Annotated in this window: 20 protein-coding genes; 11 read left to right on the top strand and 9 right to left on the bottom strand. The window is 31.1% G+C overall.

Features of this window, described 5'->3' with window-relative positions:
* Positions 1-291: 291 nt before the first annotated feature.
* From FLAPXU55_RS08560 to xrtF, 7 genes are all read right to left on the bottom strand, one after another.
* Positions 292-720, bottom strand: a complete 429-nt coding sequence (locus tag FLAPXU55_RS08560; protein WP_180857314.1) for a transposase — start codon at positions 718-720, stop codon at positions 292-294.
* 99 nt (positions 721-819) lie between these two features.
* A complete protein-coding gene (locus FLAPXU55_RS08555) occupies positions 820-1,500 on the bottom strand; it encodes a DedA family protein (RefSeq protein ID WP_053470051.1) in 681 nt (226 codons plus the stop codon).
* Between the two features lie 130 nt (positions 1,501-1,630).
* Positions 1,631-1,975: a heavy-metal-associated domain-containing protein gene (locus FLAPXU55_RS08550; RefSeq protein WP_073483406.1), complete on the bottom strand. Its 345-nt coding sequence runs from the start codon at positions 1,973-1,975 to the stop codon at positions 1,631-1,633.
* Positions 1,976-2,002: 27 nt separating this feature from the next.
* On the bottom strand, positions 2,003-4,009 hold the full coding sequence (locus FLAPXU55_RS08545; RefSeq protein ID WP_180857313.1) for a TonB-dependent receptor plug domain-containing protein: 2,007 nt from the start codon (positions 4,007-4,009) through the stop codon (positions 2,003-2,005).
* Positions 4,010-4,123: 114 nt separating this feature from the next.
* Positions 4,124-4,519 carry an HYC_CC_PP family protein gene (locus tag FLAPXU55_RS08540; RefSeq protein WP_073483410.1) on the bottom strand — a complete coding sequence of 132 codons (396 nt, stop codon included), beginning with the start codon at positions 4,517-4,519 and terminating at the stop codon, positions 4,124-4,126.
* Between the two features lie 46 nt (positions 4,520-4,565).
* Complete coding sequence (locus FLAPXU55_RS08535) at positions 4,566-5,012, bottom strand: exosortase F system-associated membrane protein (RefSeq protein WP_180857312.1); 447 nt, start codon at positions 5,010-5,012, stop codon at positions 4,566-4,568.
* Positions 5,002-5,538, bottom strand: a complete 537-nt coding sequence (xrtF, locus tag FLAPXU55_RS08530) for an exosortase family protein XrtF (protein WP_180857311.1) — start codon at positions 5,536-5,538, stop codon at positions 5,002-5,004. The genes FLAPXU55_RS08535 and xrtF overlap by 11 nt, the downstream gene beginning before the upstream one ends.
* 71 nt (positions 5,539-5,609) lie before the next feature.
* Here xrtF and FLAPXU55_RS08525 point away from each other — a divergent pair, with 71 nt between their 5' ends.
* The 8 genes from FLAPXU55_RS08525 (at position 5,610) to FLAPXU55_RS08490 (ending at position 16,292) form a co-directional block, all read left to right on the top strand.
* Positions 5,610-6,065 (top strand): GAF domain-containing protein, encoded by a 456-nt coding sequence (locus tag FLAPXU55_RS08525; protein ID WP_073412988.1) that lies wholly within the window; start codon positions 5,610-5,612, stop codon positions 6,063-6,065.
* A 35-nt stretch (positions 6,066-6,100) separates the two neighbouring features.
* Positions 6,101-6,796: a toxin-antitoxin system YwqK family antitoxin gene (locus tag FLAPXU55_RS08520; protein ID WP_180857310.1), complete on the top strand. Its 696-nt coding sequence runs from the start codon at positions 6,101-6,103 to the stop codon at positions 6,794-6,796.
* A 217-nt stretch (positions 6,797-7,013) separates the two neighbouring features.
* Positions 7,014-7,280 (top strand): 30S ribosomal protein S15, encoded by a 267-nt coding sequence (rpsO, locus tag FLAPXU55_RS08515; protein WP_007804772.1) that lies wholly within the window; start codon positions 7,014-7,016, stop codon positions 7,278-7,280.
* A 177-nt stretch (positions 7,281-7,457) separates the two neighbouring features.
* The gene (locus FLAPXU55_RS08510) at positions 7,458-9,593 is read left to right on the top strand and encodes a polyribonucleotide nucleotidyltransferase (protein WP_180857309.1); all 2,136 of its coding nucleotides are present in this window, start codon (positions 7,458-7,460) and stop codon (positions 9,591-9,593) included.
* 261 nt (positions 9,594-9,854) lie between these two features.
* On the top strand, positions 9,855-10,655 hold the full coding sequence (locus tag FLAPXU55_RS08505) for a hypothetical protein (protein ID WP_180857308.1): 801 nt from the start codon (positions 9,855-9,857) through the stop codon (positions 10,653-10,655).
* 19 nt (positions 10,656-10,674) lie between these two features.
* Entirely contained in the window at positions 10,675-13,437 is a 2,763-nt protein-coding gene (locus FLAPXU55_RS08500; RefSeq protein WP_180857307.1) for a TonB-dependent receptor, read from the top strand.
* A gap of 18 nt (positions 13,438-13,455) precedes the next feature.
* Complete coding sequence (locus tag FLAPXU55_RS08495; RefSeq protein WP_180857306.1) at positions 13,456-14,628, top strand: DUF4249 domain-containing protein; 1,173 nt, start codon at positions 13,456-13,458, stop codon at positions 14,626-14,628.
* On the top strand, positions 14,616-16,292 hold the full coding sequence (locus FLAPXU55_RS08490; RefSeq protein ID WP_180857305.1) for a hypothetical protein: 1,677 nt from the start codon (positions 14,616-14,618) through the stop codon (positions 16,290-16,292). Before FLAPXU55_RS08495 ends, FLAPXU55_RS08490 begins: the two co-directional genes overlap by 13 nt.
* Before the next feature lie 89 nt (positions 16,293-16,381).
* Here FLAPXU55_RS08490 and FLAPXU55_RS08485 read toward each other — a convergent pair whose 3' ends face one another.
* A complete protein-coding gene (locus FLAPXU55_RS08485; RefSeq protein WP_180857304.1) occupies positions 16,382-16,981 on the bottom strand; it encodes a CDP-alcohol phosphatidyltransferase family protein in 600 nt (199 codons plus the stop codon).
* Between the two features lie 12 nt (positions 16,982-16,993).
* Complete coding sequence (locus FLAPXU55_RS08480; RefSeq protein ID WP_053470037.1) at positions 16,994-17,827, bottom strand: LA_2272 family surface repeat-containing protein; 834 nt, start codon at positions 17,825-17,827, stop codon at positions 16,994-16,996.
* 103 nt (positions 17,828-17,930) lie between these two features.
* Between FLAPXU55_RS08480 and FLAPXU55_RS08475 the strand changes: the two genes are divergently transcribed.
* The 3 genes from FLAPXU55_RS08475 (at position 17,931) to FLAPXU55_RS08465 (ending at position 21,238) form a co-directional block, all read left to right on the top strand.
* A complete protein-coding gene (locus FLAPXU55_RS08475; RefSeq protein WP_180857303.1) occupies positions 17,931-18,893 on the top strand; it encodes a hypothetical protein in 963 nt (320 codons plus the stop codon).
* A 210-nt stretch (positions 18,894-19,103) separates the two neighbouring features.
* Positions 19,104-19,502, top strand: coding sequence for a hypothetical protein (locus FLAPXU55_RS08470; protein WP_053470035.1), 399 nt, complete (start codon positions 19,104-19,106; stop codon positions 19,500-19,502).
* 2 nt (positions 19,503-19,504) lie between these two features.
* Complete coding sequence (locus tag FLAPXU55_RS08465) at positions 19,505-21,238, top strand: tetratricopeptide repeat-containing sensor histidine kinase (protein ID WP_053470034.1); 1,734 nt, start codon at positions 19,505-19,507, stop codon at positions 21,236-21,238.

The following is a 21,238-nucleotide window of genomic DNA, read 5'->3' as shown; positions in this document are numbered from 1 at the left end:
GCTTTTTAAAGCGATGATGAGAGTTTGTTGTTATATGGTAGCTTCTTTTGGGCTGTATCAATAAGTGATTAGCCCTGAGTATATTAAAAAATTTATCTCTGCCGATTTTTATCAGACTAAGTTTGTCTGCTAAAAGATAGTAGAGTTTCCTGGTTCCAATTCTAGGCATTAATTCTCTAATATTTTTGACCATAAAAACAACTTTCTCAGCTTTGTCCTGCCTGATGGCTGCTCTTTTTAGCCTTCGATAATAAACCTGTCTGTTTATCCCGAACAAATAACAGGTAAACTCTATTGTTTGTTGTTCTTTTTCTTTAAAGCAGGCAATTGTTCGGGTACAGAGTTTTTTCGGATATCAATATGATATTCTTTTTCAGCTAAATCAATCATCATATCAAACAGGATAGCCTTTTTGTCGGCTACAAAAGCCTGCCTTTCCAAAAAAGCCTTCTGTTTTTCTAAAAGCTTGACCTGAGCTTCAAGCTCCATAATCTTCTGTTCAGGTGTTTTTGTCATCTTGATTGAGGTTTGGTTCTCCCAATCAAAGTTACCAAATTTCCTAAGCCATTGAACGATAGTTGAACGGGATTGAATTCCATACTTCTTTCTGGTGTCAGTAACAGAAATAAATCCTTTTTCAATATCGCTTACGATTTGAAGCTTCAGCGACATACTATAGTCTCGCTGGCTTCGCTTAACATAACTTGTTTGTTTTTCCATAACGATCTTTTTTTTGTATCGCTATTTCAGGACAAGACATAAACAGAAAATAAAAAGTCCGAAGTTTTAGCTTCGGACTTTTTTTATTTTATTCTTTAATTATATTTCTTCGCTTGGTCTCTTTTTTAAAAGTTTCAATAGAACAGGGAATGTAGAAATGATAACGATGATTATAATGATGTATTCGATGTGTTCTTTTAAATCAATTCCTTTTTTCAAAAAGACACCATACAAATAATGTCCGGCAAAGATTAAAATGAAGGACCACAAGAAAGAACTTAAGATGTTATAAAACATAAATTTCTTTTTATCCATAGAAACTATTCCGGCAATGATTGGCGCGAAAGTTCTAAAGATTGGCAGGAAACGTGCGTAAATGATTGCTTTTCCACCGTATTTTTCAAAGAAATCTTTTGATTGTAAAAGGTATTTTTTCTTAAACCAAAATGTATCTTCTTTTTTGAATAAATAATAACCACTTTTTGCTCCAAACCAATAACCGGTCATATTTCCAAAAACGCCCATTACGGCTACAGCTGTCGAAAGCAAAAATACATTGATAAAATCTCCCGGAATATAAACAACATTTTGAATTAAGTCGCGGCTATAAATTCCAGCTAGAAAAAGCAAACTGTCTCCTGGAAGAAAAAAACCTGCAAAAAGTCCTGTTTCAGCAAAAACTATAAACAGAACAATAAATAACCCAATCTCAAAACCTCCGATACTTAAAGTTATATAGAATTCAGGGTTTAGTAACTGGGTCCACTCAAAATTATTCATAAAACGAATTTGGTTATACTTATAAGTTTGTGAAATTAACAATTATTTACCTTAACCACAATTAAAAGCCATATTTTAAAGATAAATTAACTATATAAAAAAGCCCGAAGATTAACTCGGGCTTTTAAATTTATTTTTCTCTCTCGTACTTACAGCAAGAATGAAGATTTTCATAATCGGCATCTGTGGCTTTTACTTCTTTTGTATCATGTCCTACTTTTGCAATTGCGGCATTCAAATCCTGTGGAGAAGATTTTTCTTCGTTTAAAATCACAGTAAGCTGATGCGTACTAATATCCCAGGAAGCTGTTTTTACACCCGGAACTCCAAATGCAGCTTTTTCAATTCGTTTTTTGCATTGCTCGCAGTTTCCGTTAACTTCTACAGTATATTTTAAATTCTTATTTTTTTTAGTCTGCGCCTGAGCCGAAAATCCTAAAAAAGTTATCATTGCTATTAAAATCAAATTTTTCATTGTCTATTATTTAATGTTATAAATTTATTATTTTATTTTAAATCGTAATCCGGCATAATACATTTGCCCAAAAATTGGCGCATACGCAACCGAAGCATCAAAATTTGGTCCGAAAGGATCATTTGCTCCTAAAATCGCTTTTTGCTGTTTGTAATTTCCAATATTTTCCCCTCCTATATATACCTCAAAAACTGACGAGAAAACCCTTGTAACCTGAGCATTCATAACAGCATACGAAGGCGAGAAATCAGGAAACTGGTCTTCAGCAGGATTTGACGCTGTGTACGGAAGCTGTTGTTTTCCAGACCAGTTAAAAGTATAATCAAACTTCCATTGCTTGTCATTGTTCAACGTTGTTTCGTATTCTAAATTTCCAAGAAAACGATGTTTCGCCTGAAGCGGACGCTGAAAAGTTCCTCTTAAATAATCGGTTTGAATGCCATAATATTTATAAGCCGTTCTTAAATTTAAGTTGTGAATTAACTCGTAATTGAATTCTACCTGAACACTATTGGCAAAAGAACTTCCTTTTAAATTATAAAACAAAACTTTTTGCGGACTCTGCATCAAATCTACAACGGCCTGATTTTGAAAATCGGTTCTGTAAATATCAAATCCGGCATCGGCATTTTTACCGAAAAGTTTAAATTTCTGCGAAAAACTAACTCCATAATTCCATGCAATTTCCGGATTTAATCCATAAATTTTTCCGCTGTTGTCCAAAATTGAAAAGGTTCTTGAACTGGCAAAAAGCTGTTGATTCTCGGCAAAAATATTAGCCGAACGTTTTCCTCTTCCGGCAGAAAAACGAATTACTCCATTTTTCCAAGGATTATACCTAACATGAAGTCTTGGTGTGGCAAAAAATCCTAAACGGTTATGATTGTCAACTCTTCCACCTAAAATTACGCTGAAGTTATCGGTGTTATCATACGTATATTCAAAAAATGCCCCAACCGAATTATCGATTCGGCTGTAATCTGTAACATTTACAAATTCCTGATATTGATCGTATGAAAAATTTAAACCAGTTGTAAATTTATGCTTCGTATTGTTGATAATCGAATTGAAAATTAAATTCGAATAAAAACTATTCTGTTTAATATCATATTGATTTAAACCAAAATACGAATCTTGTTTATGACTGTTGAAGGCATTTTGAAATCCGATGCTTTGATAAGGCATATCTTTAAAAACATAGCCAATTTTTGTAGACACATCAAAACGTTCTGTATTGATTTCTGAACCCCAATGATTTGTAGTTCCGCGATCACGGTCTTTATCAAAATCAACTTCTCCTGTTTGCTTTTTATCATTCATATATCTGAAATTGATAAAACTTACCAAACCGCTTTCGGGATCATAATATTGATATCGGTTTAAAACATTGATTTGTTTTCCTAGCGGATTATCTAAAAAACCGTCATCGTTCATGTCGTTTTTTGCAACACGAGTATTTCCGTGAACAAACAGACTTGTCGCCCATTTATCAGATAACTTTTTATTGAAATGTGTATTCAATTCAAATCTTGAATCGGTTGATCCGTAAGCATTCAGAAAAAACGGAATGTCACTTAATGGCTTTAAAAGTTCGGTATTTATTTGCCCCGAAATACTTTCGTAACCATTAATAACGCTTCCGGCACCTTTGGTAATCTGAACACTTTCGATCCAGGTTCCGGGCGTAAATGATAAACCGTAAGCTTGTGAGGCTCCGCGAACCGAAGGAATATTTTCTTCGGTAATCATTAAATACGGACTTGTTAAACCCAGCATTTTGATTTGTTTCGTTCCGGTTAAAGCATCAGAAAAATTGACATCAATTGATGGATTTGTCTCAAAACTTTCGGCAAGATTACAACATGCAGCTTTTAAGAGTTCTTTACTCGTAATTAAAGATGTGTTTGCGGTAACGGTATAGGATTTTGTAATTCCTTTTTGCTTTTTTTTGACTTTTACTTCCTCTAGATTTTCTTGTGAGAACACAGAAACCGAAAGCAAAAACATCGCAAATAGCATGATATTTTTTGGCATAAAAAAAGATTTTAATGTTATTTAGAAATTCTGTTTTGGGTTTCTCCAGAACGAGAAACATTCAAACAGTTCATTACAAGCCATAGGAAGAAGGCTTGATTCTAAACATTAAAATCAGGAATAAAAAATGTATTGATTGTATAATTTGAATAAGGGGGGCGCATTCGCATCTGAATAATACGAAATAACCTGATTGTTTTTGAAGTTTGGAATGGACAAAAACGCAATTGGTTTGTATTCCTGAATTACAGCCGGAAATGCAAGCTGGAAAAAGAAAACCTTAAAAGTCGCATCGCTTGATTTTTTTTCAAATTTTACAACTTTGTCCTTGCAGCAAGATGATTTTTTCTCTTTTTCACCACAGCATTTTTTCTCTGGTGATGCCGAAGCTGAAGTATTTAAAGAAACGGAAGCTATTTTTCCTCCGCAGTAATGCACATCAAAAGCAAACCCAATGTTGGAAACCAACAATAGGAACGCTAAAAATAATACTGTGCACTTTTTTCTCATACTGCAAAAGTATTTAAAAAGACTCAGATAAAATTTAAATGAAATGTTATTTTTTTAGATTTTGAAGCTGATAGTAAAATGCCGGAATAAACAAAAGCACAAATATAGGCTGAATGATAAATCTTCGAACATAAAACAAGAGCCAGCTTTTCTCCGGAAAATATTCGACAATTATAAAAAACATTGCGAAAAGAACGACTGAAAAAAATGCGTATAAAATGGAACTGAAAATTAAAATTCCTTTGTCTCTAAAAAGGGTATAAATTAGAATAAGTGATAGCGCAGTGTTTAAAACAAACCTAAGTAAAAGGTTCAGGAAAAGTTTTAACGAATCGACTTGGGGTAATTGTATGTTATTAAAATCCTTTTCAAAATAATCTAAGAAGGGATCATAAAAGAGCCTATTTTCAAAAGCTCGAATAATTCCAAAACAAAAAATAACAAGTATCGAAATGAAAATTTTCGTTTTTTCTTCTCTTATTTTATTTAGCATATTTCGAAAATTTATTAACCCAGATAATCCATAAAATAAAAACCGTTCCGTAAATAATTAACGGAAAAAGAACGCCGTGCAAAAGATGATTTTTTTCAGGAAAATGAAATAACAAAATGGTCAATAAAGCGATTCGGGCAATATTTAAAAGATAAATAAACACAATCCCGAAAAGGATATAATATAAGGTAACTTTAAATTTCCCCGAAAAAGCGAGCACGAAAGCAATAAACAAGATAATAACGCTTACCGCATTGCAGCCTTCAATAATTCGAACGATATAATAATTGTTATATAAAACTTCTAACCAGGAACCGGAAAGGCTTTTTTGAACTTTTATATCAAAATTAAAAGCATGAAGCAGCTGCTCAACATTGCGGCCAACCAAATTTGTAATTCCGTCGACTTCATCAGCTTTAAAACTGTTCAAATAAAATTTATATAATAGCGTTAATGCAATATAAGCTGCAAAAAAAGTACCTATAAAAATTAAAAACGGCTTGAATTGGGCTAGATATTTTTTCAACAGATTTTTTTTTCAAATTTATGTATTTTTTGAGTTCAGCTTTAAATACTTTTGTATAAAATTTTCAAATCATGACATTTCAAGAATTACAACCAAAAATAAGCGCTATAGTATCTGATAATAACAAAGTTAGAGACGAAAAACTATTAGCTGTCTGCCAATTATTAAACGAAAATGTAGAATATTACAACTGGGTTGGTTTTTATTTTGCAAATCACGAAAACAAAACACTTCATTTAGGCCCGTATGTAGGTGCAGAAACTGATCATACTGTTATTCCGTTTGGAAAAGGAATCTGCGGACAAGTTGCCGAAAGTAATGCCAATTTTGTTGTGCCAGATGTAAAAGCTCAAGACAATTATATTGCGTGCAGTTTAACTGTGAAATCAGAAATCGTTGTTCCACTTTTTGTAAATGGAGTAAACATTGGTCAAATTGATATTGACAGCCACGTAATTGATCCTTTTACAGAAGCTGACGAAAGATTTTTGGAGTTTGTTAATCAAGAAGTTGCTAAGTTATTCTAGAAGAGCTATTTTTAATGTATAAAAAATAGAGCTGAATGAAAAAAAATGTATTCATCATATTTCTTCTTATAAGTTCAGTCAATCTATTTGGGCAGATTAATGTTGTTTCAAAGAAAATTTTCCTTGACTCTTTAAATCGTGAAGCTACTCCCGAAAATTATGTTTATACCAGAGTAATTACTAATTATTCTCAAAAAAGTGCACGCTATGTTGTAACCGATTTTTACAAGAACGGAAAAAAGAAAATGACGGGCTGTACTTTAGACAGAGACATTTTAAAAAAGGATGGCGAGTTTATTTGTTATTTCAAAAATGGTTCTAAAGAATCTGTTGTAAATTATTCTGACGATCATAAAGTAGGCAAAGAGATTAATTGGTACGAAAATCAAAGTAAAAAATCCGAAAAACAGAATTCGTGGAATCCTAAAACCAAAACATCTCAAACTTTAATTCTTAATTTTTGGGATGAAAATAAAAATCAAATCGTAGTTGATGGAAATGGAGAATATGAAGAAACCGATAAGTTTATAACCCAAAAAGGAATTGTTAAAAACGGTTTAAAACAAGGTGTCTGGGTTGGAAACGATGCTTTACGCAAAATTTCATTTACAGATAATTACGATCAGGGAGTTTTAATTTCAGGAACAAGCATAGACGAAAACAATGTAAAACTTTCTTACTCTTCCTTAAATGAGAAACAAACGGGTAAAAAAGTTGCCAAATCAAAATAGGTTTTAGTTTGTTATTTAACCTTGAAACGAATCACAAATAGCTGTATTTAAAATCAAACTGGTTCAAAATCAACAAAAAAGGATTATTTTTACCTGAATTTGATTAATTATTAAAATTTTCAAAGTTTAAATTTATTTTTTCGGAAAAAAGATGTAATTTTGCACCCGTCTTACAAAGGATGTACGACATACATAAAAATCATTAAATAATATTGGAATGTATTTAACTAAAGAAAAGAAAGAAGAGATTTTCGCACAACACGGTGGTGCAACAAACACTGGAAGCGCAGAAGGTCAAATTGCATTGTTCACTTACAGAATTTCTCACTTAACTGAACACTTGAAAAAAAATCGTCACGATTACAACACTGAGCGTTCTCTTGTACTATTAGTAGGTAAAAGAAGAGCTTTGTTGGATTACTTGAAAAAGAAAGAGATCAACAGATATCGTGAGATTATCAAAGTATTGAATATCAGAAAATAATCAATATAGAAAAGAGGTGCGAAAGTGCCTCTTTTTGTTTTTACATATTGTATTTAATTACAAGCATATTACAAGAAAAAAGTTTGGTTTTTCATTGGGTTTTAGATAACAACAACTACACACAACAACACTACAACACAACTAAAACCCATTGTATAATCAATAAGGAAAAAATTTATGATTCCACAATTATTTGTAGAAAAGATCGATTTAGGTGATGGCAGAAGCATCACAATCGAGACAGGACGTCTAGCTAAACAAGCAGATGGTTCTGTAGTAGTAAGAATGGGCGACACAATGATTCTTGCTACAGCAGTTTCAGCTCGCACATCAAACCCAGGCGTTGATTTTTTACCGTTAACGGTAGATTACCGCGAAAAATTCGCAGCAGCAGGTCGTTTCCCAGGAGGTTTCTTTAAGAGAGAAGCACGTCCAAGCGACAGCGAAGTATTAACAATGAGATTAGTTGACCGTGTTTTACGTCCGCTTTTCCCAGACGATTACCATGCTGAAACACAAGTTATGATTCAGTTAATGTCTCATGACGAAGAAGTTATGCCAGACGCTTTAGCTGGTTTAGCTGCATCTGCAGCATTAGCAGTTTCAGATATTCCATTTTACAACTTAATTTCTGAAGTACGTGTTGCACGTATCGACGGAAAATTTGTGATCAACCCAAGCAGAGTAGATTTAGAAAAATCTGACATCGATATGATGATTGGAGCTTCTATGGATTCTGTTGCCATGGTTGAAGGTGAGATGAAAGAAATTTCAGAAGCTGAAATGGTTGAAGCAATTAAATTTGCTCACGAGGCTATTAAAGTTCAAATTCAGGCACAATTACGTTTACAGGCTGCTTTTGGTAAAAAAGAAATTCGTACTTACGAAGGTGAGAAAGAAAACGAAGAAATTTACAAAAAAGTAAAAGCTGCAGCATACGATAAAATTTATGCTATTGCAAAAGTTGGTTCGGCTAAACACGAAAGAGGTGCTGCATTTGCTGAAGTAAAAGAAGAAGTTAAAGCTTTATTTACTGAAGAAGAATTAGCTGCTGACGGCGATTTAGTTTCTAAATATTTCTACAAAACAAACAAAGAAGCTGTTCGTAATGTAGTATTAGAATTAGGTGTTCGTTTAGATGGTAGAAAAACTACAGATATCAGACCAATTTGGTGTGAAACTGATTATTTACCAAGAGTTCACGGTTCGTCTTTATTTACTCGTGGAGAAACTCAGGCTTTGGCAACTGTAACCTTAGGAACATCCAGAGAAGCAAACCAAATCGATTCTCCATCAGAACAAGGTGAAGAGAAATTCTACTTACACTATAACTTCCCTCCTTTCTCAACTGGTGAAGCAAAACCATTAAGAGGAACTTCAAGAAGAGAAGTTGGTCACGGTAACTTAGCTCAAAGAGCCTTAAAAAATATGATTCCTGCTGATTGTCCTTATACAATTCGTGTTGTTTCTGAGGTTTTAGAATCTAACGGTTCTTCTTCTATGGCAACAGTTTGTGCCGGAACAATGGCTTTAATGGATGCTGGAGTTCAAATGGTAAAACCAGTTTCTGGAATTGCTATGGGATTGATTACTGACGGAGAGAAATTTGCTGTATTGTCAGATATTTTAGGTGATGAGGATCACTTAGGAGATATGGACTTTAAAGTAACCGGAACTGCTGACGGTATCACAGCTTGTCAAATGGATATTAAAATTGATGGTTTACGTTACGACATTATGGAGCAAGCTTTAGGGCAGGCACGTGAAGGACGTTTACACATTTTAGGAAAATTGACTGAGACTATCGCTGCTCCAAGAGCTGACGTAAAAGCTCATGCACCAAAAATTATTACCAGAACTATTCCTGGAAACTTTATTGGAGCATTAATTGGACCTGGTGGAAAAGTAATTCAGGAATTACAAAAAGCTACTGGAACAACTATTGTAATCAACGAAGTTGACGAGCAAGGTGTCATCGAAATCTTAGGTACAGATCCTGCCGGAATTGAAGCGGTATTAGCAAAAATTGCTTCTATCACTTTCAAACCAGTATTAGGAGAAGCTTACGAAGTGAAAGTTATCAAAATGCTTGATTTTGGAGCTGTTGTAGAATATACCGCTGCGCCAGGAAACGAGGTATTACTTCACGTATCTGAACTTGCTTGGGAACGTACTGAAAACGTTGCCGATGTAGTTAATATGGGAGATGTTTTCCAAGTGAAATACTTAGGAGTTGACCCTAAAACTAAAAAAGAAAAAGTGTCTAAAAAAGCACTTGTTCCGAGACCTCCACGTGAGGACAAAAAAGAGTAATCAGATCTTAGTTTACTAAAGGTTTATTCATAGAAAACCCCAATTCATTTAGTTGAATTGGGGTTTTTAAGTTTTTAAATCTACTTTCCAACTAAAAATATAAGGTTAAAAGACTAGACTACAACGTTTTCAGTAAACACATTATAGATTAAATAATGTTGTTGGTTTAAAAATCAATGTTGTTGGTTTAATTTATTTTTTTGTTAACCTTCATTAACATAGTTTTATATAGAAAACAGCTGCACAAAACTAAAAATATTGATGAGAAAGGATATTGGAAGATTAAAAATTAAAACAATATTATTTATTATCTCTTTTAAACTCAAACTATATTGTAAAAACCTACCATTGAAAATTACAAATTACTCAACACTAATTTTCATCCTGCTATTACTTTCAATCAACAGTTTTTGTCAGACTAATGTAAAAAAAGACGTTTCTAATTACTTAGATAAAACAATTGGCGAAGAAATTTTAAACATCAATAATGGCAAAATTCATATTGATCCTTATAATTTAAAAAATACTAACAACTATTATTTAAATAAAAACTTCGTTAACGGATCTGTTTTTTACGATAATCAATTATATGAAAACATTCTTGTAAAGTATGACATATACAAAGATGAACTTGTTAAATCATTTGAAAACAATAACACATTTGGCATAACTCTTATAAATGAAAAAACAGATTATTTTTTAATTGATGATAAGAAATTTGTAAATATTGACAATAAATATAAATACCTGAAAGCAATAACCGGTTTTTTTGAAGAAAAATATTTAGGCAAAAATATTTCATTATATATTAAACACATTAAAACTGCCAAAGAAACCATTATTGAAACTACTTTATATACTGAGTTCAAAGAATATAATAATTATCAGCTTCTTTATAATTCAAAATTTACATCTGTAAATACACAAAAAGAAATCCTCGCAATATTTCCTCCGCTAAAAAAAGAGATAAAAGAGTTTTACAAAAAAAATAAAATTCAAGAAGAGACAAATCCATACCAGTTCAAAGCAGATTTGATAAAATTTATTGATAACAATTTATAAGCTCTATTCCCAAATCTAAATGAAAAAGTACTTTATCTTCTGTTTATTTTTCTTGCTGCCAATTGTTCTCTTTTCTCAAGAAAAGAATATTTCTATAGAATATTCAAATGTTACACGAAAAAAAGCTCTTGAAATAGTCGAAAAAAACACTTCTTTCCACTTTTATTTTGAGGATCAATGGTTATCTAATAATGAACTTATATCAGGAGAATTCAAGGACACCTCTATTTCAGTAATTTTAGATGCTATTTTTAATAACACCACCATAAATTATATTATTGACAAGAACAATATTATTTTAAGCAATGGCCTTTTAATATCAAACACGATAACAGAGGATTATTTTAAAAATACTTATAACTCAAATGTTAGTAAAAAGCCGAATTTACAAATTGTTCCTATTTACAATAAGCAATATCTGAATGATTCTAAGAAAGATTCAGATTCAATTATTTCCCTTGGAAGACAGTCGTTAATAAACGAATCTCAATCCTATACACTTTCCGGCTATATTAAAGACAGAGCTTCAGGAAAACCAGAATATAATATTACTATTAAAGTAAAAGGCAAAGATATAAGTACAACAACTGATGAAAATGGTTATTATAGCTTTAGAGTTCCTGCCGGCATTAATATAATTGAAACACAATCTATTAAACATGAATCAAAGACTAAAAAGATTGTACTTTACAATAACGGAAAAGTTGATTTTAATTTAGACGAAAATGTGAATGCGCTTAAAGAAGTTGTCATCGAAAATAAAAGAACAAGAAATACAACTTCAACAGTTACAGGTCTCACAAGCATTGATATCGAAAACATCAAAAACGTACCTTTAATTTTAGGCGAAAGAGACATTTTTAAAGTCGCTACAACTCTCCCGGGTATAAAAACAGCCGGAGAAGGCTCTGCAGGATTTAATGTACGCGGAGGAAAAGACGATCAAAACTTGTTTTTACTAGACAATGCTTCTTTATACAATCCCTCTCACTTTTTAGGTTTCTTTTCTTCTGTAAATCCTTTTACAACAAAAAAAGCCGATATATACAAAGGAAGCATTCCTGCTGAATTTGGAGGACGTCTTTCTTCTGTTTTTGATATTAAATCTAAAAGTGGAAATACCGAAAAAATTTCTGGTGAAGCAGGAATTGGCCCCGTAATGAGCAATGTTACTCTCGAAATTCCGATAGTAAAAGGAAAATCAAGCTTGTTATTTGGCGGCAGAGCAAGTTATTCTGACTGGATTTTAAAGGCTATTAAAGATCCTGAATTAGATAACAGTCAAGCCTCTTTTTATGATTTGCTTTTAAAATACAATCATCAAATTACTGCAAAAGATAATCTGGAAACTTCTTTATATTATAGTCATGATAAATATAGCATCAATTCAGACTCTATTTATAAATACAGTAATTTGTTAGCAACCGTAAAATGGGATCATGATTTTAACGCAAAAAATAAATCTTCATTTATTGTTACTAACAGCCAATATAAATTTAATATTGATTACGATTCTCAGCCTGAAAAATCATTTGATTACGGTTATAAAATCAATGAAACTCAGTTTGTTTTAAAAATGAAGTACAATCTCAATGAAAAGCACTCCTTTAATTATGGCGCTACCAGCAAAATATACAATATTAACCCTGGTTTCCTAAAACCAACAAGCAACGACTCTCAAATTAAAAACAAAACACTTGAAAAAGAAAAAGCTTTAGAGTCGGCTTTGTTTTTTACCGAAAATTATAAAGTCAATGACAAACTGTTAATTGATTTAGGTTTACGTTATTCTCTTTATTCGGCACTTGGTCCTTCTACCCAAAACATCTATCAGGATGATCTTCCTAAGTCTGAAAGAACTATTATTGACAGCAAGACCTACACTAATAATGAGTCCATAAAAACGTATGGAGGTTTTGAACCCAGAATTTCAGCTCGTTATTTTATACTTCCGGATCTATCCATAAAAGCAAGTTTTGACAGAACGTACCAATACATGCATTTACTATCCACAAATACGACTCAATCACCAATGGATGTATGGAAGCTTTCAGATTTAAATACTAAACCACAATCTTCTAATCAATTTTCGCTAGGGATTTTCAAAAATATAATTCAAAATTCATTAGAACTAAGCATAGAAGGTTACTATAAGCGTTCGAAAAATATTCTGGATTATAAAGTTGGTGCCGAATTGTTTTTGAACGAAAACATAGAAACTGAACTTCTTCAAGGTGAAGGAAAAGCGTATGGCGTTGAATTTTTGATTAAGAAAGAAAAAGGAAATTTTAATGGCTGGTTAAGCTATACTTACTCCAGAGCTTTAATAAAATTGGACAGTAAATTTGACGCTGAAAAAATAAATAGCGGAGATTATTTCCCCACAAATTATGATAAACCACATGATTTTAGTGCCATTTTAAATTATAAATTCACCAAGAGATATAGTTTATCTACTAATTTTGTTTATCAAACCGGCAGACCGGTTACTTTTCCAATTGGATCTTATGATTTTGCCGGAGAGAGTTTTACGTTATATAGTAATCGCAATCAATATAGAATTCCAGATTATTATAGATTGGATATTGGTCTTAATTTTGAAGGAAATCACAAAATAAAAAAACTCGCTCATAGTTTCTGGAATCTTTCTGTTTATAATGTTCTGGGCAGAAACAATCCTTATAATGTTTATTTTGTTACCGAAGACAGAAAAATCAAGGCTTATAAAACATCGATTTTTTCTGTTCCAATTCCAACAATAACTTATAACATTAAATTTTAATTCATTTATCACAGCAATATGAATTTATCAATAATCAAAAAAACAACATTGATCCTTTTTGCATCTGTTATCCTGGCAGGCTGCACGGAACAATATGTATATCAAAATCAAGATTTTGAAGATGCAATGACTGTTGAAGCCACATTGACAAACGAATTAAAATATCAGGAAATAAACATTTCCAGAACGAGACTTCTTAACGACACCATAAAAATTCCCGAAGCTGGGGCTAATGTTACTGTTTTTGATAGCGATAGTAATGTATTTCATTTTGACGAAAAAGATGGAAAATATGTTTCTGAAAATGAATTTAAAGTAGAACCAAATAAAAACTATCAATTAAAAATAACAACTAAATCTGGAAAATCATATGTTTCTTCACCAGAAGTTTTAACTACGCCAAATACTATTGATCTTGAAGCAACAGCTGCAGAAAAAGATGGCGTTAGAGGTGTTCAGGTAAATGTTAAGAGTTTTGACCCAACAAATACATCTAAATATTATCGCTATGAATATGAAGAAACTTATAAAATAATAACTCCGCATCGTATTGAAACTCGTATTAAATTAGTACAGCAAAACGGCCATTACAGCTACGTAAAAGTTCCTGTTCAAGAAAATATTCAGGTTTGTTATACTACCAAACACTCTACAGGAATCAAACAAACCAATACGACAGATTTGAGTGAAGATCGCGTAAAATATCCTATTCGGTTTATTGCCGACACAGATTATATGCTGACAAATCGTTATAGCATAATAGTTTCTCAATACACGCAAAGTCAAGGTGCTTATGATTATTATTATACATCAAAAAAAATGATTGATTCAGGAGAAATATTATCTCCAAATCAGCCCGGATATGTTGTTGGAAACATAAAATCAACAACAGATTCACATGAAAAAGTTGTGGGCTATTTTGAAGTTGCATCTGTGACCAAAAAAAGAATCTTTTTTAGCTTCAAAGATTTTTTTCCTTCCGAAAAACCAACCGAGTATTTTACAACCTGCAATGCCAGACTCTTCTATTTTTATGAGATCGAAAAGGACAATTATGACTTGATTAAAACACATGATTATATTGGCGATGGTCCTGGGTTTGGTCCTTCGGGATTTTATATGGTCGAAAAAGAATGCGGAGATTGTACATCATTTTCTTCTAACGTAATACCTTCATTTTGGGAAAATTAAATATAAAATTAGCTTTTCTGCTGTTATTAGTAAATTTCACTTATAAAGGTAGTGCTCAAAATAATACTGTTTTGGGTACAGAATCATTATTAGTTAAAACCAATACCTCGGTAGTATTAACCGGCGAAACACTATATTACCAATTATACTGTTTAAACAAAACAACCGTATTTTCTGATATAAGTGAAGTGGCCTATTTAGAAGTAATTAACAATCGTAAAGAAAGTATATTTAAAACTAAAATTAGTTTAAAAAACGGAATTGGATCTGGTGATTATTTTATTCCAACAACATTAACAACAGGAAACTATAAACTTATTGCTTATACGAGCTGGATGTTGAACAATAGCCAAAATAACTTTTTTGAAAAGGATTTTACCGTTATAAATCCGTTTGAAGAACATATCAATATGATTATTGATAGTACATCTAAAAAACCTAAAGTTTATAAAAACACATCTGAGGGAATTGTTTTAAACCTTGACAAAGAGAAATATTTTAAAAGAGAAAAAGCCACACTTGTAATACCAAAAACACTGGATAAAGGAAATTATTTTTTAAATATCAGAAAAATAGATTTTATACCTACAAACTCAAATAATGAAATTATTAATACTGATATCAATTTAAAACAAGATATAAAAGTACTTCCAGAAACAAGAGGCGAAATTATAACGGGGTATATAACTTCAAAAGCTGCAAACGCTAACTTAAACTCTAAAATAGTTACACTATCGATTCCGGGAAAAAATTTCATTTTTAAAACAACTAAAACAAACAGCAGCGGAAAATTTACTTTTTTAATAGATAAACAAACCAGTGCATCAAACTGTTATGTGCAATTATCTGAATCTGATAGAGAAAATTATGCTATTACAGTAGATAAAACACCAAGTCCGGATTTATCAAATTTAATTTTTTCTAATAAAACAGCTATTTCTCCTAAAAATTTAAAAGCGATTCAAGAGCGCTCATTGGCAACTCAGGTAGAAAACGTTTATTTTTCCCAAAAAAAAGACAGCCTTATTGATGCTGTTAATACCGATTTATTTTTTGAGCCTACCGAGAAAAATTATAATCTGGATAGTTTTGAAAGATTTAGAACATTTAAAGAAACCATAATAGAAATTGTTACCGAACTTAATTTTAAAGATTATAATCAAGTTCCTTCACTGTATTTAAGAAATTCCAGATTTAATATAACTCAATCTCCTGAACCGTGTCTGGTTTTGGTTGATGGGCTGCAAATTCAGGATATAAATGCACTACTTAATTACAATGCTTATCAAATTCAAAGTATTAGCGTTGTGGACAGACCATATTGTTATGGCCCTAAAATATTCAACGGAATTGTTAGCCTCATTACAAAAAATAACGATTTTGCGAGTATTTATACGGATAAAAATATTTTGAAAACGACGATTTTGAGACCTGAACCTGCAAAAGTGTATTTTGAACCAAAATATGAAATATCTAATACCCTAAACCGAGTTCCTGATTATAGATATCAATTACTGTGGAAACCTAATATAGCATTTAAAAATAGCGAAATGGCGATCTCTTTTTACACGTCTGATATTGCCGGAGATTATGAAATCCTGCTGGAAGGAGTAAACGAAACAGGGAATTATATTCATTTTTATAAAACATTCAAAATTGAATAAATAAATCAAATTTCTCAAATAGAATATTTGGCTTATCTAAAATTATTAGCTAAAACCCCAATTTATTAATTGAATTGGGGTTTTCGGTTTTAATTAAAAAGCTTATTCTTTTTAAAAGGAATATTATTCCGAATCAAATAGGCATGATAACAGCTGGGAACATCAAATGTCCATTTTGGAAGAATTAAGATGATAAGCAAAACATCTATATGACCGACAATTCCAAAAATAATTGCTAAAGAAAAAGTAATTCCGGAATATCCAAAACCAATCATTCCAACAAAAGCAAGTAACAACGTTATTCCCCATAATTTAGAAAGAAACGCATGTGTACAGGTTTCTTTGCCAAATTTCATAAAGCTGAAAACATACGTCAATGCTTCCATTATAAAAATCAAAGCAATAGGGAATGCATTTTCTATTATTATTTCGGGTTTTAATATCCATGAACACCAGGCAACGCATAACCAAAAAACTAAATCTGTCTGACTGTCCATTCTTCGGAGTTTTTCTGAGGAAGTTCCTAGCCGGCGTGCAATAATACCATCAAAAATATCAGACAATAATCCTAAAAAGATTAAAACAACAAGTTCCGTTCTAATTTCGGTTCCAAAATTATAAGTCAGTATTATTAAAATTGGCCCTAATAAAAGCCTGAAAGCAATAAGCAGGATTGGTATATTTTTCATTTGTTTTATTTTTTATTTCTTAAACTGCCAGTTAAAAAAAGGAAGCTTACGTTTTCCGTTTGTGTTCCAAAGACCAAATTGCATTCCTCTCAATTCTTTCGAATTATTAAATAATCCAATCTGAATTCCGTTATGTCGTCTGGAAACATTTGACGACCCAATTTGAATTCCATTTCCTGAATCAGAAATATTAGCTAAACCCGAAATACTTACACCAGAAAAGCTCTTTGTATTTAATATTCCTCCAACAGAGAATCCATTCATTTTATTCATTCCAGAAATTATCGAAATATTTATACCTCTTAATTCTGCACCTCCCGTAAATCCTCCCGAACTAATATTCAAACCATTTACCTTAATATAAGTATCTTTATGATCATCAAAAAAAGCTACGTTACTTATAACATTATCATTAATTCCAACTAAAAAAGACTCAAAAGGAACATTAATTGAAATTGTAAATAAAGCCACTGACAGCGGACTGGCTTCAATATTTAATCCATTAATTGTTTGAAGTTTAATTTTTTCATTCTCATAATGACCTACTCCAAGAGCAAAACCATTTACTTTATTTACTCTTCTGGATATTGGAGACAGACTAAAAATCTTTATACTATCGTTCCTTAAATTATTATTAGATTTCCATCTGAAATAATGCAGATCAATATCTTTTCCATCAAATTCTAGAGAAGGACTTTCTGAAATATTATTAACTAAGGTATCCATGACTTTTGACGAAGCATCTTGTCCAAAACAAAAGCCAGTGAACAAGAAAAGACCTATAAATTGTATTCTGTGAAAACGGCCAAAAGAATTGGCGCTCATAATTTGATTTATAATTTTCATACTATTTCTTTTTAAAATTACAGGACAAACCTATTGCATTTATCACATATTGATTTGCGCAAAACAATAAAAAAATATATTATATTTGTGATTATCGCAAATTATGAAACATCAGGAATCGTTTTTAAAAGCTATTAGAAGTAAAATTTCAAAGTCAAATTCTTTGATAGATGAGATTGCTTCTATATTGGAAATCAGTTATGATGCGTCGCATCGAAGGATATCTCAAAAAAGTAAATTTTCTATTGACGAAACCATCAAACTGGCGAATCATTTTAATATTTCATTGGATAATTTATTTTCACAAAAAGAAAAAGTCATTGTAGAAAAAACTATTGAGATCGAATCCTTAAAAGATATGCTCCAATATTTTAAAGCATCTGCACAACAGGTTGAAATACTGACAAAAAACCCAAAAACAAAACTTTATTATTCGGCCAAGGATATTCCGTTATTCTATTTTATGGACGGAACGATTTTGTCAAAATTCAAGGCTTTTGTCTGGCTGAATCTTTTAAATACAAACCAGAAAAAAGTATCTTTTGAAAATTTTGTAATTGAGGAATCTTTTACAGAATATATGCAAACCTTAAAAAAAGCATATGAAAACACTACCGTAAATGAAATTTGGAACGATACCACTATAAACAGCAGTTTGCAGCAGATTCTATATTTTTATGAAGCCGGCTTGCTAAATTTAAAAAATGCTAATGCTCTTTGTAAGGACTTAAAGAGAATTATAAATTTAATACAGGCAAAATGTAATGATGCTAATAACAACTTTGCGCTTTATTATAATGAACTGATATTATTAAACAATAACATGCTCATAGAAACGGAAGAAAAACTAACTATGTTTGTTCCTTATACACTCTTAGGGTATTTTATTACAGACAATGAAGACAGCTGTAAAAATGTGCATCAGTTTTTTAAACAGCAAATTAGCAACTCAATAGCTTTAGGGCAATCTGGTATTAAAGAGCAAAACCTTTTCTTTAATCGTGCCATTCGAAAAATAGATTATTATCTCGAAAAAATTAATTCGCAGGTTGACTTACTTTTCTAAAATAATAAGCCTTTTCTACAACAAACTCAATTCATTTTTTTTCGGCTGGTTTTTTTTTCCTTTCTAAAGCAAATTATAATATTTATTATCGACGAACGGCAATAAATAAATAATTTAACAAAAAAAACACGACAATGCTTATATTTTCTTAAAGAAATAAAATATCTTTAACCCACCAAAAATAAAATTATTAACCCTTAAAACCTAATTATGGAAACCACAGAATATTTTGTGATTCAAAACACGAAGATTAATACCGTAGATTTTAGATTTTTAGATCCTGAAAGCCTTACTTACCCAGTTCCTCCCTTAGTTTCTGCAAGACTTTTTGTACAACATGGGGTACGAAAATTAAAAATTAACGCTACTTTATACATTAATTCTAAGGATTCGCAAAATCCTAGTGTAGGAATATTTACAGAGAATGATGGATTGATAGAAATCTATTTTGATTATGATTATGATGATAAATCACCAGAAACTTATGATGTTTGGTATGTAGAGATAGAATATACTTCAGACACCGTTCAAAATGTTACAAAAATCATATCTTATTTAAGAGATCTTGACCCTGAAACTTCTAGAGGTACATCTACTGTTATTCCTTAAATATGAAAAGTAAAATCTTTTATATTGTAATACTATTATTTGTAACAAACTTAAATTTTCTATTCTCTCAGGAAAAAAAGTTTTTCGAATTTGAAAAAAAAGAAATTCAACAAGGAGCAATAACATATAAAGGAAAAATAAATTTTGTAAAGGCCCAATCTTTTTATCTTAAAGAAGATTGGGACTCTACATTAGTATATTCAATGAAACAATTGAATAACAATAATCATAAAGTAATGTCTGATTATTGTCATTATTTTAGAGGTGTTAGTTTTTTTCATAAAAAACTTTATAAAGAAGCACAAAAAGAATTTTTCCTGGTTTCAGAAAAATTTGTACTTACGCCAATCAAAAACTTTACTTTAGGCGCTTCGTTTCTAGAATCTAAGCAATTTCAAAGAGCTCTTTTTTACTTCAGATTATCTGAAAAACAATTTATTAAATTAAACGAAGACAACTACTTAGCAGATATTTATACAGGAATTGGTTCTTCATATATATATCTGAAACAGTTAGATGAAGCAGAAGATTATTTACTAAAAAACTTAAGTTTAACTGCAAAAACTCAAAATAATGATAGAATCTGTTCTTCTTACATTAATTTGGCCAATTTATATTATGAACAATACAAGGATAATTTAGCCATTCCTTATTTTAAAAAGGCATATGACTTATCAAAAAAAATAAAAAATTATAATAAAAAAGAAATTGCTTCAAGAAATATGGCAATTGTAGAAGAAAACAGAGGCAATTTCAAAGAGGCATTAGTTTATAGAAAAGAATCTGAACAATGGAAAGATTCCTTAAACAACCAAAATAAAATTTGGGCAGTTGCTGATTTTGAGAAAAAATTCGCTGTGGCTCAAAAACAAAAACAAATAAAAGTTCTTGAGGTCGAAAATAAATTAAAAAACACACAGCGTAATACCTTATTTTTCTCCTCAATTGGTTTATTATTGATTTTAACGGGCGGTGTTTATTTATATGCACAAAAAGTAAAAAATGGCAAAACCATTTTACGTCAAAAAAACAAACTCGACGAACTCAATGCCACAAAAGATCAACTTTTCTCTATTGTAAGCCATGATCTGCGTTCATCTGTAAATGCTTTAAAAAACAGTAATTCTAAATTATCTGCCACGCTTGAAACTAAAAATTACGACGAATTAAATCATTTAATTATTCAAAACAGCAGTATTGCAAACGGTACTTACAGCTTGTTAGATAATTTATTACACTGGGCATTATTACAGACTAAACAATTGTATTTTAATAAAGAATCAATTCATTTATACTCCGTAATACAGCAAATCGAATATAATTATAAGCCCTTATTATTAGAGAAATCAATAACGTTCGAGAATTCGGTTTCAAAAAATATATTTTTGTTTGTTGACCTCGATTCTCTAAAAATTGTATTTAGAAATTTACTGGACAATGCTATTAAATTTTCTAATGAGAATGGACAAATTACATTTTCGGCAAATGAACCAGATTCTGATTTTTGTCAGGTTATAATTCAGGATACCGGAATTGGAATGAATGAAAACACTATTAAAGAATTGCTTTATGAAGGAGAATTATTAGCTAAAAAAGGCAATTCAGAAATTATAGGAACTGGTTTGGGTTTACAATTATGTAAGCAAATGATCAAGAAAAATTCGGGAACGTTTGAAATAGAAAGCGAACTCAATAAAGGGACTAAAATGATATTAACATTCCCAAAAACTAAATGA

The sequence above is a fragment of the Flavobacterium panici genome, assembly GCF_903819335.1.
Taxonomy (GTDB): Bacteria; Bacteroidota; Bacteroidia; order Flavobacteriales; family Flavobacteriaceae; genus Flavobacterium; species Flavobacterium panici.
Note: the sequence above shows the minus strand (reverse complement) of the source record. Positions and strands in the feature narration are given on the sequence as shown.